General features: G+C 47.7%; 14 protein-coding genes. 6 read left to right on the plus strand and 8 right to left on the minus strand.

The annotated features are described in order from the left end of the window. The first annotated feature begins 104 nt into the window (after positions 1–104). The 5 genes from ACVC9U_RS15170 to ACVC9U_RS15190 all read left to right on the plus strand — a co-directional run bounded on the left by ACVC9U_RS15170 (position 105) and on the right by ACVC9U_RS15190 (position 6,145). Positions 105–656, plus strand: a complete 552-nt coding sequence (locus ACVC9U_RS15170) for a DJ-1 family glyoxalase III (RefSeq protein WP_075755149.1) — start codon at positions 105–107, stop codon at positions 654–656. 270 nt (positions 657–926) lie between these two features. Further along, a complete protein-coding gene (locus tag ACVC9U_RS15175; protein WP_441391245.1) occupies positions 927–1,301 on the plus strand; it encodes a Na-translocating system protein MpsC family protein in 375 nt (124 codons plus the stop codon). 175 nt (positions 1,302–1,476) lie between these two features. Then, on the plus strand, positions 1,477–3,009 hold the full coding sequence (locus ACVC9U_RS15180) for an NADH dehydrogenase subunit 5 (RefSeq protein ID WP_075755147.1): 1,533 nt from the start codon (positions 1,477–1,479) through the stop codon (positions 3,007–3,009). After that, on the plus strand, positions 3,006–5,627 hold the full coding sequence (locus ACVC9U_RS15185; RefSeq protein WP_075755145.1) for a DUF2309 domain-containing protein: 2,622 nt from the start codon (positions 3,006–3,008) through the stop codon (positions 5,625–5,627). Before ACVC9U_RS15180 ends, ACVC9U_RS15185 begins: the two co-directional genes overlap by 4 nt. Positions 5,628–5,638: 11 nt before the next feature. After that, positions 5,639–6,145: a carbonic anhydrase gene (locus ACVC9U_RS15190; RefSeq protein ID WP_075755143.1), complete on the plus strand. Its 507-nt coding sequence runs from the start codon at positions 5,639–5,641 to the stop codon at positions 6,143–6,145. Positions 6,146–6,176: 31 nt separating this feature from the next. Here the strand turns inward: ACVC9U_RS15190 and ACVC9U_RS15195 are convergent, their stop codons facing one another. The 7 genes from ACVC9U_RS15195 to ACVC9U_RS15225 form a co-directional block, all read right to left on the minus strand. Further along, positions 6,177–7,019: a PRD domain-containing protein gene (locus tag ACVC9U_RS15195; RefSeq protein WP_075755141.1), complete on the minus strand. Its 843-nt coding sequence runs from the start codon at positions 7,017–7,019 to the stop codon at positions 6,177–6,179. A 42-nt stretch (positions 7,020–7,061) separates the two neighbouring features. Further along, complete coding sequence (locus ACVC9U_RS15200) at positions 7,062–8,435, minus strand: sucrose-specific PTS transporter subunit IIBC (protein ID WP_075755194.1); 1,374 nt, start codon at positions 8,433–8,435, stop codon at positions 7,062–7,064. A gap of 320 nt (positions 8,436–8,755) precedes the next feature. Then, positions 8,756–8,959, minus strand: coding sequence for a hypothetical protein (locus tag ACVC9U_RS15205; protein ID WP_075755139.1), 204 nt, complete (start codon positions 8,957–8,959; stop codon positions 8,756–8,758). A 32-nt stretch (positions 8,960–8,991) separates the two neighbouring features. Further along, positions 8,992–9,495, minus strand: coding sequence for a YfjL-like protein (locus tag ACVC9U_RS15210; protein WP_075755137.1), 504 nt, complete (start codon positions 9,493–9,495; stop codon positions 8,992–8,994). Beyond that, positions 9,488–10,693 (minus strand): MFS transporter, encoded by a 1,206-nt coding sequence (locus tag ACVC9U_RS15215; protein ID WP_075755135.1) that lies wholly within the window; start codon positions 10,691–10,693, stop codon positions 9,488–9,490. Before ACVC9U_RS15215 ends, ACVC9U_RS15210 begins: the two co-directional genes overlap by 8 nt. A gap of 103 nt (positions 10,694–10,796) precedes the next feature. Continuing rightward, entirely contained in the window at positions 10,797–11,117 is a 321-nt protein-coding gene (locus tag ACVC9U_RS15220) for a YckD family protein (RefSeq protein WP_075755133.1), read from the minus strand. 99 nt (positions 11,118–11,216) lie between these two features. Continuing rightward, positions 11,217–12,410: a macrolide family glycosyltransferase gene (locus ACVC9U_RS15225; protein WP_075755131.1), complete on the minus strand. Its 1,194-nt coding sequence runs from the start codon at positions 12,408–12,410 to the stop codon at positions 11,217–11,219. 107 nt (positions 12,411–12,517) lie between these two features. On the opposite strand from ACVC9U_RS15225, the gene ACVC9U_RS15230 reads away from it, so the two are divergent. After that, on the plus strand, positions 12,518–13,093 hold the full coding sequence (locus ACVC9U_RS15230) for a TetR/AcrR family transcriptional regulator (RefSeq protein WP_075755129.1): 576 nt from the start codon (positions 12,518–12,520) through the stop codon (positions 13,091–13,093). Between the two features lie 28 nt (positions 13,094–13,121). Here the strand turns inward: ACVC9U_RS15230 and ACVC9U_RS15235 are convergent, their stop codons facing one another. Next, positions 13,122–13,847, minus strand: coding sequence for a YfjL-like protein (locus tag ACVC9U_RS15235; protein ID WP_075755127.1), 726 nt, complete (start codon positions 13,845–13,847; stop codon positions 13,122–13,124).

Raw genomic sequence — 13,847 nt, forward strand, 5'->3', positions numbered from 1 at the left:
AAGAGACAAAACGAGACGGGTGTCTCAATTTGTCTACTTCGTCGGTTGCGGAAATGTCTTTGCCGCAGTTAGAATGAACGGTAGAGACGAAGGAGGTTTTTTTCATGAAGAAAGCGTATGTTTTTTTAATCGACGGATTTGAAGAAATCGAAGCGATAGCAACGATTGATATTTTACGGAGGGCTGAAGTCGAGACTGTCACCATCTCGCTTGATCCATCCCGCAGCGTGAAAGGCGGGCATGACATCATCGTCGAGGCAGACGTCATGTTTGAGGATGCTGATTTTCAAAAAGCGGATATGCTGATTCTTCCGGGCGGAAATGTAGGCAGCAAAAAAATGCTGGAACACCAAGCTTTGCACAAGACGCTGACAGAAGCGGCGGATGCAGGAAAATATGTCGCCGCTATCTGCGCCGCAACGATGACGCTCGGAAAAACGGGGCTTGTCAGCGGAAAAAAAGCGACCTGCTATCCCGGAGTTGAAGAACATTTGACAGGAGCGGATGTCACTGCAAATGAAACTGTTGTCGTGGATGGAAACATCATTACTTCCAGAGGCCCGGCGACCACGATTCCATTTGCCCTCAAGCTTGCCGAATTGCTGAACGGCAAAGAAAAAGCCGATGCAGTTGCCAAGGGAATGCTCGTCTGCTAAGACGGCATTCCTCTTTTTTATCCAATAAAAGAACGGTATTGACATCATAAATCTTAAAAGATATGATATTTAAAAAGTAATTCCGTAAAATCAATAATTGTAATCTCATGCAAAAGAGCTTTAGCATTCGGCTATAATCCCATTATGGTCGCGTGAAAAAGCAACCTTTGCCATGTATGACATTAACATTTTGATAGGACGGTATATTTCATTTTCCCTATATTCATGTATAAGGAAAAGAAATATACCGTTTTTCAGGAGGATATAACATTGAAAAAACAGAAAGTGACGAAGGGGTCTTTGGAGGCGGAGATCAGCAAAACCTTAACCCAATGGGAAAAAGACTATTTGGGCCGCGGCTCCGTGTCTGTTAAAACAGACATTCTCAGAAATATGGTCATCATTTCCCTGAACGGTATTTTGACGCCCGCCGAATACGAACTTTGCAGTACAAAAGAAGGCCTGCTGTCAATTAAAAGAACCCGCTCCGGTTTGGTGGAATCGGGTATAGAACAACTGAGCCGCATAATGAAGGAGGTGACCGGTGAAGAGACGATCAGCTTTCACACGGATATCAGCACCCGCACTGGCGAGCGGATCATGGTATTTAAATTGGCAAACGACCTGCAAAAAAAATTGGCATAGAAAAACGGAAGATCTTTAAAGCATGAACATGAGTTAAAGATAAGCCGGTATTATTCAGAAAGATTGGCTGAAATAGGCCGATCCTGAATATACCGGCTTTTTTTACGTTTTCAGAAAGGAAGGCAAGACATGAAACAGTATGTTCTTTTCCATCATCCCGACGGAGGGATGCCGGATGTTTGATCTGCTAGATTCTTTATTTTGGCTGAAAATATTTTTCGCGTCGCTTGCGCTTTGTTTGTTCAGCGCACTGCTCGTCCTGAATCGAAAGGTTCCATTGGCATATGTACGGATTCACGCCAAGATCATCGCCCTGCCGCCGCTTGCCGCGCTGGCAGCATTGATAACGGTGAATCCCGGGCAAGCTGGAGCTCCTTGGCGCTTGGATTCGCTGGCTTGGCTGATCGCCTTGTTTGTCTTGACCATCGGCTTCATCGTCCAGCGCTACTCTGTCCGGTATTTGTTCGGCGACCGCTCCTACCGTAAATTTTTTGTGCTGCTTACGCTTACAACAGGAGGCGCTTCATGCGCCTGGCTGAACGATGATCTTCGCTGGCTCCTCTTATGCTGGGGTATTACGCTTTTCGGCTTGACCGCGCTAATCGGCTTAAACAGCGCGTGGCAGGCGGCGAAAAATGCCGCTTTGTATGCGGGCCGGATCTTTGCGCTCAGCTGGCTGGCGATAGCAGCTGCCGCTCTTTGGCTGTCTCTTTCGACGGGACACTGGCGATTATCATCCGCCATAGCGGAAGAAAGCCTTGTACAGCTCAGCTCATGGGAGAAAACCGGGATCGGCCTCCTTATCATTTTAACGGTGATGATTCCTGCGGCACAGTGGCCGTTTCATCGCTGGCTGCTCGATTCGGCAATCGCCCCGACTCCCGTTTCCGCGGTCATGCACGCCGGACTCGTAAATGTAGGCGGCGTCATGCTGACCCGTTTCGCACCGATGTTCAGCGGTGATGGGCTGCAGCTTATTTTGCTTGTTCCCGCCGTCTTTTCCGTCTTGCTCGGAACGGGCATGATGATCGTCCAGACGGACTACAAGCGGCAGCTCGCAGCTTCAACGGTCGCGCAGATGGGTTTTATGCTCGTCCAATGCGCATTAGGGGCCTATATTGCGGCTGTTATTCACCTCATGTTACACGGCCTGTTCAAAGCCGCCCTTTTCCTGCAAGCCGGATCAGCGGTGCGCCGTTATGAATCGTTCGCATCTAAACGGGGCAGACCGGCTCTTTTCTGGGACATGATAGGCGGCGTCTTTGCTCTTACTGTCGTCATCGGAATCTGGGTCTCCTCTGCGGACGATGGCTATCAATTGATCAGCGCCCTTGTTTTAGGCTGGGCACTGTTCATTGCTTGGAGACAGCTTGTCACAGCCAATGACGGACGCGTCACACGAATGGCCGGGCTTTTCATTTTATCGGGGGCTTCACTCGCGTTTGCCATCATTCATTCCGGTTTACACGGGCTCCTGAAGGAAGCTGTTGTACAAGGAGCGCAGCCGCCTGCAATGGCGGCCGTTATAACGGCAGTCGTTTTGTTAGCCGGCAGTGCGGCCGGCGCCTTGATCGTTCGGCAGCGCTTTTCATGGTCCGGCGCACTTTATCTGCGTCTTGTAAAAACGGGTGAGCCTCATTTTGAATCGGTCGAAGAACGGCCGAATTATCTTGACCAATATCTTACTCAAGGAGGTCGTCAATCATGAAAGCAGCACCCACATTGTCTAAACAATTGATCTTCAAATATGAACATCAGACAGCGGACTTTAATATTGATGAATCGGTTCAATCAGCAGCACGGGTCATTGCGCCGCTATGGCCGATTGAAACTTTTGCCGCGCGCCATCCGTGGATGGGTCTTGAAGAACAGACATTTGAACAGACGGCCCGGCAGCTTAAACAGCAGCTTCATGTTGATATTTACCCAAAGTCCTCCATTTTCCGCTCCGCAAAACAACGGGGAGAAATCGATGAGGCCATTCTTGAAAAAAAGCTGACGCATTGGCTCGATTCATATCAGCCCGGCATGCAGAGGGAAACAGCGGAAGCGTTTTGCAAAGCTGCGCTCAAGCTCGACGAAATCCCTGAACAGCTCTTGAGATCCCGGCAAGTCGAAAAGCTTGCCAAACAAGCGGCGCGCGGGACAATCGATGATCGAAAAACACGCTTAATCAAACCGCTCAGCGTTTTTGCCGGACAGAAAACCGCTCACCTTCTTGATCATCATGTGATTAAATGGTGCAAGCTGTTCCTCGATGAATCACAATCGGCATGGCGGCTTCCGCATCGCGAGAAAGGGTTTTACAGCGCTTGGCGGCAGCTTGTTGAACATGATCCCGCCCTGGCGCGAGCGGAACGTCAACGACTGAAAGGGTGGCCGGAAGAGCCTCGGGACGCGATGAAAAGAGCACTCCGAGCGCTTGATATTTCTGATGGAGACGTTCAGGCATACCTTGAAGCTCATTTGCTCTCTCTTCCGGGATGGGCCGGGATGATGCTTTGGCGTTCCCAGCAATCGCAGGATGAACAAGGGCTGCTGCTCGAGTATTTAGCCATCCGGCTTTCAATGGAATGGATGCTTATTGAACCTTATTTGCCGCTGTCTAAGCCAAAACCTGAAAAAGAGATGCAGGTCGTTCCTTTGATTGCGGCCTGGCTGCATTGGGGCCTCCTGACGCCTGACGAATGGCTCAAACTTTCAGCAGCAGAGCAAAAAGCGAGATTAACACTCGCCCGCCGCTTTGATGATCTAACACGCAGGCGCATCTGGCTGGAAGCGTGGGAACAATCATACGCTGCTGAGGTAAGAAATCTCATCACGGCAAACAAACCTGCCGCTGCCGCCAAAAGTGAAGCGGCGCTGGCCCAGCTTGCATTTTGTATTGATGTCCGTTCAGAGCCGTTCCGACGGGCATTGGAAAAGTCAGGCCCTTTTGAAACGTATGGAACAGCGGGCTTTTTCAATCTGGCGATCGAAACGTGCGAGCTTGGCACTAAGCACACTCACAGCTCTCTGCCGGTCATCCTTAAACCTCAGCATCGAGTAAATGAAACGGCCGATGAATCAAGTTTCAAATCGTACCAAGAACATAAAAAAGCGGCATCCTCGCTGAGCTCCGCCTTTAAAAAGATGAAACAGAATCTATTGGCGGGTATGCTGCTTCCCGAAGTGAGCGGGCCGTGGCTGAGCGTGCAAATGGCCGCGCGCAGCCTGGTCCCCCGCGCAGCCGGGCAAGCTTTCCGGAATGCGCGGAAAACATGGCTGAAGAAGCCTCAGGCAAAGCTCTCGCTTGATCGCATGGAAACATCTGAATCCGGCATTCCGGTCGGATTTACGGATAAAGAAAAAGCCGCCTATGCCAGACAGGCATTAAAGATGATGGGGATCACTGACCGGTTCGCTCCGCTCGTTGTCATTTGCGGGCACGCCAGCAGAAGCACGAATAACCCTTATGCATCAGCACTGGACTGCGGCGCCTGCGGAGGCGCATCAGGCGCTTTCAACGCACGCGTCCTAGCCGCTTTATGCAACCTTCCGAGCGTCAGACAGAGACTCCGCTCCGACGGCATTTTTATTCCGGATGATACGGTATTCGCCGCCGCAGAGCACATTACAACATTGGACGAACTGCAGTGGCTCTATGTACCTGAGCTTCCGGCTAAAGCTCAACAAGCGTTCGACCGCATCAACTCGGTGCTTCCCGATGTGAGCCGCACTGTCGGAGCCGAACGTTTAGAAGAGCTGCCGCAGCTCGGCTACCAAAATCCGCGGAGTGAAGTTGAGCGCTTCGCCGAAGATTGGAGCGAAATCCGTCCCGAATGGGGGCTGGCCCGAAATGCTTCATTCATCATCGGCACACGCCGGCTTACACGCGGAGCTGATCTTGAAGGAAGAGCTTTTCTGCACAGCTATGACTGGCGGAATGACGAGGACGGCTCCATCCTCAGCGGCATCATTTCAGGGCCTGGAACAGTTGCCCAATGGATCAATCTGCAGTATTACGCGTCAACCGTTGCGCCGCATTATTATGGAAGCGGAAATAAGGCAACCCAAACCGTTACTTCAGGCCTCGGCGTCATGCAAGGAAATGCAAGCGATCTTTTGGCCGGCCTCCCGTGGCAGTCCGTCATGCGGTCAGATGACGAAATATATCATGCGCCTCTCAGGCTCCTGATCGTGATCGAAGCGCCGGATGATGCTATCGAACGTCTCCTTGACCGCGATCACAGCTTCCGGCAAAAGGCCGAGAACGGATGGATCCACCTGGCATCTATTAACCCGGAGGGAAAATGGAAGAACTGGACACACACGATAAATAAATGAGGTGAAATGTCATGGAAGAAGACAAAAAAATACTGATGATTATCGGAATGGAGAAGCAGCTTGAACAGACCATCTGCCGGGCAGCGAATATTCAGCCTGAAAACGCCCTCGTTTTAAAAAGCGTCTTCCCTGATATTTCACAGCCCTACGGTGATTTGATGAGAGATATCATCACCCTTGTCCACCGGAACAAAGCGGAAGAAATCTGGATTGTCCGCGATAAGCACGAGCAAACGGCAGATGAAGATATTTCTGACCTTTTAAATAGAAACAAAGATTTAAGTGATAGAATGCAAACTTTAGAGTACCTTTTCCAAAACTGCAGTCCGGAGTTTACGCAGAGCAGCATCGATGAATGGCTGTCACCGAGCAAAAACGCGGCCGAAGGTGTACACAAAAGTGTCGCCGCCATCCGCCGGCACCCGTTAATCCCTTCGCACGTTAAAGTGAAAGGATTTCTAATCGAAAATTCGGTTTTAACGGAAATTGAAGCCTTAAACAAAAACGGAGCCCGATAACAGGGCTCCGTTTTCTTAAACACACCATTCTTTACACGACAGCAGACCGCTGATAAAATCTCTGAATATGCATGGTAATGTAGCACAGCTCTTTTTCCGGAAATTCAAAACCATACTCCCGCTTCACAAATGCCCCGATTTCTTCTGCGCACATAAACGCTTGTCCAAACTTCTTTTTAATGAGGCTGATCATTTCACCATCCATTTCGTAAAATGTCTCTCCCGATTCGATATGCTGAATGGCGAAACGGAGATGGTTGACAAGCCGCTCATACGAAATCGTCTCATCCTTTATTTTAATGTTGAGTTTGTTTTCGATGATCTCGATAATATCTTTGATCATCGTTGTGAGATCGAGCGTTTTTGTCATATCTCCCGCGTTTGTTTTGGCTGTATGAATATGAAGTGCAATATTGGCGACTTCATCCTCCGGAATATCGATCTTCAGCTTTTCTTTAATGAGGGCCTTTGCCCAGCGGCCGATTTGAAATTCTTTCGTGTAGAGGACTTTGACTTCTTGAAGCAGCGGATTTTTAATGACCATTCCCTTGCTTAACCGTTCTATCGCGAATGATAAATGATCTGAAAAAGCAACATGGATTCGCTCATTGATTTTGATTCCGAGCTCTTTTTCCGCATGAGAAATAATATCCTCCGCCACCTGAATATGATCTTCCGGCAACGTTTTTAAGATCTCCTCAAATTGGCGGTATTCTGATGAATCTTTCATTACGAATATTTTTTCAATTTTAGATCTATCGACAATATCATTCTTCTTTTTTTGAAATGCGATTCCGGAACCTAATACGATCTTTTCCTCGCCGCCATCCTTGACGACGAGCGCATTGTTATTTAAGATTTTTTTTACTTTCATAGCTGCCTTCCTTTCATCCTGTTTTAATGAATGAAAACGGAATTATTCTTTTTCATCTTTAAAGCCAAGACACAAAGTCGCAATGAATGCTGAAATCACCGCAATCGCAAAAGCGATTAAATAATGAATGAGATTGGCGGTGCCAAGAGGAAGAATGATTGAAATCATCGGGATGCCGGACAATCCGTAAGAGTTTGCCGCAACGTGTGTGAAAACAGCGTATGCACCTCCGATGGCGCCTCCGATCGATGCACCGATAAACGGCCTAGCGAGCTTCAGGTTGACGCCAAACATGACAGGTTCGACGATTCCCAAAAAAGCGGTGAGAGAAGCCGGAATCGCAATCTTTCTGATGCCGGCATTCTTTGTTTTCAAAAACACGGCGAGTCCCGCTCCCCCCTGCGCGACATTGGCCATCGACCATATTGGAAGCAGAAAATTAACCCCGTATTCGGGATCTGCGAGCAGCGACGCTTCAATCACATAAAAACTGTGGTGCAGGCCGCTCAAAACGAGTAAGGAGTAAAGCCCGCCAAATAAAAATCCGGCGCAAGCCCCCGCAAAATGATAAACAAACCCGAGACAGTCGCTTACAAAATGGGCGATGATCAGTGAGAGCGGCCCCATGATAAACAGCGCGGCAAATCCCGAAGCCATGACTGTAATAAACGGTGCGACGAGCAAATCTAAAGAACGGGGGACGATTCTTTTTAAGAATTTTTCGATTTTGCTCATTATATAGACGGATAAGAGAATCGGAATGACCGTCCCCTGGTATCCGATCAAAGGAACTTCAAGGCCGAATACTTCGACGGATTCCGGCTTTTGGCTGCCGAGCAATGAAGGATCGAGCAGATCGGGATGGGTCAGAATTCCGCCGATGACAGCGCCTAAAAACGGATTCGCTCCAAACTGTTTAGCTGCACTGAACCCGATCAGCACAGGCAAAATGACAAACGCTGAACTTGAAAAAATGTCGAGCATTTTCATCAGCGGGCCGCCATAGGCGCCGAGGCTGAATTCTTTAAGCACACTGATGAGACCCATGAGCAATCCGCTCGCAACGATTGCAGGAATGATCGGCACAAAGATATCTGACAGCGTTTTGGCAAATCGCGTCAATATGTTCATGTTTGGCCGCGCCTCCCGGCGGGCTTCTTCAAGAGGAGCCGGATCGCTGTATTGGATCATTTCCTTATAAATCTTATTGACTACACCTGTACCGAAAATAATCTGGAACAAACCGTATCTGAAAAAAGTCCCCTGCACAGACTCCATCTTTTCAATAGCAGCTATATCGATTTTTTCTTCATCTCTGACATTGAAGCGCAGCCTTGTCGTACAATGGCTGATGCTGATGATATTCTCCGCGCCTCCAATGAGGGGCAAGAGAACTCTTGCAATCTCTTTTTGCAGCACCCGGATCTACCTCCTCCAATTTTTCTATCCTATCAAATCAACAGAAGACGATCAAAATGAAAAATGTGCCATCACATCTAAAGACCCCCGGTGAAAGGAATAAAAAAAGACCTAAAACATGCGAAAGCAACAGCCGATAGGCGCAAAAAAAGCACACTAAGGTCTGTAGTTCCTTTAGCACATTTTAGGTCTTGCCTGCCTTACCAGTAACAATCCCGTCGATATTTATTTGTTCTTAATATGATTCTATTCGCTTCGGGCATGGACATCAATAGTGCAAACCGCCTATATATCCTGCATATAAAAAAGAGAAGGCGTTAAAGCGCCTTCTCTACATCTTCAATGGCTATCGCGCGGTCCTTTAAAACATGCACACTGTACTTCACATAGCCGGGCCGGTCTTCCCCGTCTAAGCCCATACTGTCAATCTCAATGTTTTCATAATGGTAGCCGCTCAATAACTTTTTCACCGCTTTTGCCTGGTCATAGACCTGCCTCTGGCCGTCCCGGCCTGAATTCAAGGTAACTGTAACAGCGATCGGTTCTGTTTGCTTCAGTTTTTTCCAATCTGTATTGACATATAGCTTCCAGATAGAGAAACTTGGACGTCGATTACGTTTTTCAGCTTTTTTTCAAGCTCTGCCTTGATCTCATTTGAAGCTTCTTTGCTTATTCTGGCTCTCGTCTTTTCCTGTCTGACTTCTTTAATGCCATCGTTTGTGACAGCCGGGTGCAAGCCTCCTTTTACGCTGAAAATGTACTCATCATTCCGCTCATCTGACACGCGAAAAAGGTATTCAGCAAACTTGAAATTATAGGAGCTCCCTTTCATATTTAAGGTTTCGCCGGAGTGGGCTTCCTGCAAGTATGCCGATAGCTTTTGTTCAGCCAGCGCGCGGCTGACCGGATTTCCGTAAAAGGCGTTATACACATAACAGCCCGTCACAAGAATCAACAACGAGAGACCTGTAATGAAGGCTTTCTTTTTCAATTCAATCAACTCTTTCCAAATTCCCGCGTCCCGTCCATTATGAAGAAGAATTCGGACATTAGGCAAGCTCTTTCTGCTTCGTCTCCGTTCCCAAAAAGAAGATGGCCGCGACAGCTGCAACAACGGCGACGCAGAAGATCAAAAAGATCATTGAAATCTCTGTCCCCCGGGCGACGAGATAGCCGACAAGAAGCGGGCCGAGGATGCCGCCGATTCGGCCAAAGCCGGCTGCCATTCCTGCACCGGTCCCCCTGATTGATGTCGGGTATTGTTCAGGCGTATAAGCATAAAGCGCGCCCCAGGCACCAAGGTTGAAAAACGATAAAAACATGCCTGACGCAAGCAGAAGCGCCAGCGATTCAGCCGATCCGAAGAAGTAGGCGCTGACAGCCGTCCCTAACAAGTAGACGGTAAGCACCATTTTCCGGCCGGCTTTTTCAATCAGCCATGCCGCGGAGAAATAGCCGGGCAGCTGAGCCAGCGTCATGATCAAGACGTACTCAAAGCTCTGGATCATGCTGAATCCTTTCATCACCATGACGCTCGGCAGCCAAAGAAACATGCCGTAGTAGGAAAAGACGACGCAAAACCAGACAATCCACAGCATGGCCGTAGGCCGGGCATACTTGCGGGACCAGACGTTTTTCACATTTTCCGCGACGGTCGGCTTCCTTTCCTGCGCAAGCTTCTCATATTTCGGAGAATCCGGCAGGGCGATCCGCAAATATAAGGCGTAAATAGCCGGTATCGCGGTTATTAATAAAGCAATCTGCCAGCCGTAGGCCGGAATAATAAAATACGAAATGAGCGCGGCAGCCAGCCAGCCGAACGCCCAGAAACTTTCGAGCAGGACGACGACTCTTCCCCTCCGCTCCGGCGCAACCGTTTCGGATACGAGCGTAGATGCGACTGGAAGCTCTCCTCCAAGACCCATACCGACGAAAAAGCGCAGCACTAAAAATGCCCACAATGTCGTCGTTAAAGCGGACAACCCGCTGCCAATCGAGAAAAACAGCAGCGTAATCATAAAAACGTATTTTCTTCCGACACGGTCAGCCAAAAGGCCAAAGACAAATGCCCCGACAGCCATGCCGATTGAGTTGACGCTGCCGATCCAGCTCATCTCCTGCGGCGTCAACTTCCATTCCGCGTGCAAAGCAGCGATGATAAACGATAATATGCCAACCTCCATGGCATCAAAAAGCCAGCCGAGACCGGCGATGCCAAGCAGTCTGCGCTCTGAAACAGGACGGTTCTTCTTCATACTCACAACACCTCTTTACTCTCTTAGCAGTTTACATGAGTATTAGTTTACACCTGTCTTTACACTTTTGTCACGAAGAAAATGAGGCGCCGTCTTTTTCAGTTTAATGAATATGATGCTTGTGAAACTTTTCTTTTTGGTGCTTCAATTTTGGCAGAAACCCGTTTTCCCGCTCTTTTTCATAGCGCTTTTCAATATGAGATTTGATTTCTTTTCCCCTTTCCTGATCAAGGATTCCGTACTCCACATACTTATTGATCAGCTGTTTTTTCTTTTCCATAATGTCCTTTTGCAAAGAAGCCAGTTCATTTTTTTGCTTGTCGGTCAACTCTTGATAAACGCGTGTTTCCCCGTAGGCAGAAGACATGACAGCCGTACATGACAGCGGAATGACGAGAAGCAGGCTGACGCACAGTTTGCGCATCATGCAACATCCTTTCTGATCTATGATTCATTCTATTTTTTCTTTTTTGCGGAGTTTATGCATAAAAAAAGCCGCTTGATAAAGCGGCTTGGCTTTCTATTAAGGCTGCAGCGATTTCCGCGCCGTATATTCATCAATGCGCGCCAATGCATCTTTCATGTCCATGCAGTTGCTGAAGCTTTCATCAATTTTTTGAATGCCTTCCTGATATTTTCCATCAGTGAGTACTTGTTCTGCTGCATCTCTTAATCTTTCAGCATTGACCTCTTCTGCAAACAGCGGATATCCCGCATTCAGCTCTTTCAGGCGTTGGGCGATCATTGGCTGATCTTTATCATGCGGAAGCACGACCATCGGGACACGGTAATGGATGCCTTCATTGACGCTGTTCATGCCGCCGTGCGTAATGAACACATCGGCCTCTTTAAGAACCTCTAATTGCGGCACATACGGGGCGATGATAAAATGCTTCGGCACTTCTTTAATATCCGCGTAGTCCGACTTTTCGCCGGCGGCGATGACAACCTTGCCGTCGAAATCACGGAAAGCATCGATGCACATATTGAAAAAGTCAGCGGTTTTACCAAGTACGGTTCCCATTGAAATATAAATGACTTTCTCATTCTTTAACGATTCTACCGGGAAATCGGTCTTGTCGAGCCGCTTCGGAAAACGCGGGCCGATAAACAGCACATCATCCCCGAAACGGTCGCTGTCAGGCTGAAAATACCGGCTTGTATACACAACGGTCAACTCCGCCTGATTGCTCATAAACTGTCCTGTATGCCTAGGTGAGACGCCGTACTTTTCTTTCAGTTCCGCTAGCAGGTCTTCGCATTCTTTGTCCAAATGCAGCTCCGCGCCTGAATCCGGATGCAGCGGCAGAATCTTCATATGTTCTTGTCCGAAGAGAAATGAAGCCGACGAAGCGATTCCCGGAATGTTCAAATAATCCCTGACCAATTCACCCGCACCGAATGTGTCATAATATACGACGTCGAACGAAATGCTTTTGGACAGCTCTTTTACAATGTCTAGAATATACAGCGAGGTTTTGAGATGAATTTTTAAAAATTCAAGAAGGCCGGACGGTGAATTCGGATCAATATGCGCGTTTCTTACCAGATCTTTGTATAAATGGACGGTAGCCCCGACGCCCTCCAGCCTGTCTTTATACTTTTCTGTTGAAAGATAGTGCACATTGTCGCCTCTGTCAGCAAATGCTTTGGTGATCCCTAATGTAGGGTTGACATGCCCTTCCGCCGGAAAATTGACGATTAAAATATTTTTCATGATTAAAACTCCTTTTTATCCTTTTTGAAACGGGTTGACATCAATTCAGCGCCTGATTAGACTGATGTTAGTTGCTACTAACTATCATAAAATGGGGGTAAACACCTTTGCAAGAGACGAACGAACGGATCATATCTGCTGCTTTAGACTTAATGCAAAAATACGGATTCAAGTCGGTGACGATAAAGGATATCGCGCTTCGTTCAGGCGTCAGCGAAATGACCGTCTATCGGCACTTCAACACAAAGCTCGGACTTTTGGAAGCGGCCGTTCAACAATTTTCTTATATCCCAGCCTTTCAGCGCGTATTTGAAAACGATATCACTTGGAACCTAGAAAAAGATTTAACATTGATTGCGGAATCGTATTTGCTCCATATGGAAAATAACAAACCGCTCTACCTCATCGCTGTTCAAGACGGCGGAAGGATGACTGATCTTTTCGACTCTCTGTTAAAGCATATGGAAGAGCTCCTCAGTTATTTAACAGACTACTTTCAGACGATGCAGGACAAAAACCTGATGAAAAAGGGAGATCCAGATTCACAGGCCTTCGCTTTTCTGTCATCTTTATACGGATACTTCTCTTCTGGCGCATTGGCTGACGGCCGGTTTCAAAAAACCGCTAAAGACACTTATATTAAACAGATAACCGCCGCTTTCTGCGACGGTTTGCAAATATGATATCACCCTTCAACTGAAGGATGGATCGCTATTCATTCAGCTCTTCAACATCCTTCAGCTTGATATCCGTATTTTTTTCAAAGGAGGTGCTGTATTTGACATAGCCGATCTCCTCGTCTTTGATATCTTCCCCCTCAAAAATGTTGGCATTAATCATCACGCTTTCGTAGTCATACCCTTCCTTATTCAACAGGCGCTGAATTTTTTGCGCTGTATTGTATACGTCTTTTCGGTCGGCATTTGCGGCATCAAGTAAAATATGAATCTCCATCGGCCGCTCTAAGCGGAGGCTTTTCTCCCATTTTGCGTCATTTTTCAGCTTTCCTTTTAATACTTCCACATGCACGTCAACGTCTTTCAGATCGTTTATGGTTTTCGATAAAAATGTTTTGATTTCTTTTCCGGCTTCTTCTCCAAGCCGTTCCATCAGCGGTTCGTTGAGGTTCTCTTCATAGATCCCGTCCGTGTGCACTTCAGGTTGAACAAATCCTCTCAAAGAAAACAGATAGGGATCTTTGCGCTTTTGATCGTCGGTATCAGTGACTTCAAATACATATTCGGTGAACTTGAAATGATAGAGTCCGTTGTCGATCCGCAAGTTTTTTTCAGGATAGCGGTCAGTCAAATAATGCTCAAGCGCCGTTTGAGACAGCTTCTTGCTTACGGGATTTCCGTTGAAGGCGTTGTATGCGGCAAGTACAAAGGAAACGAGCAGCACAATCAATACGCTATACAAGATTTTCTTTTTCATCAT

This window comes from Bacillus sp. GM2 (genome assembly GCF_056155945.1).

What these genes read in the sequence shown, in the direction of transcription:
- ACVC9U_RS15220 (WP_075755133.1), bottom strand. Translation starts at nt 11,117, where the DNA reads ATGCGCAAACTGTGCGTCAGCCTGCTTCTCGTCATTCCGCTGTCATGT.
- ACVC9U_RS15190 (WP_075755143.1), top strand. Translation starts at nt 5,639, where the DNA reads ATGGAAGAAGACAAAAAAATACTGATGATTATCGGAATGGAGAAGCAG.
- ACVC9U_RS15185 (WP_075755145.1), top strand. Translation starts at nt 3,006, where the DNA reads ATGAAAGCAGCACCCACATTGTCTAAACAATTGATCTTCAAATATGAA.
- ACVC9U_RS15170 (WP_075755149.1), top strand. Translation starts at nt 105, where the DNA reads ATGAAGAAAGCGTATGTTTTTTTAATCGACGGATTTGAAGAAATCGAA.
- ACVC9U_RS15215 (WP_075755135.1), bottom strand. Translation starts at nt 10,693, where the DNA reads ATGAAGAAGAACCGTCCTGTTTCAGAGCGCAGACTGCTTGGCATCGCC.
- ACVC9U_RS15195 (WP_075755141.1), bottom strand. Translation starts at nt 7,019, where the DNA reads ATGAAAGTAAAAAAAATCTTAAATAACAATGCGCTCGTCGTCAAGGAT.
- ACVC9U_RS15235 (WP_075755127.1), bottom strand. Translation starts at nt 13,847, where the DNA reads ATGATGAAAAAGAAAATCTTGTATAGCGTATTGATTGTGCTGCTCGTT.
- ACVC9U_RS15180 (WP_075755147.1), top strand. Translation starts at nt 1,477, where the DNA reads ATGTTTGATCTGCTAGATTCTTTATTTTGGCTGAAAATATTTTTCGCG.
- ACVC9U_RS15225 (WP_075755131.1), bottom strand. Translation starts at nt 12,410, where the DNA reads ATGAAAAATATTTTAATCGTCAATTTTCCGGCGGAAGGGCATGTCAAC.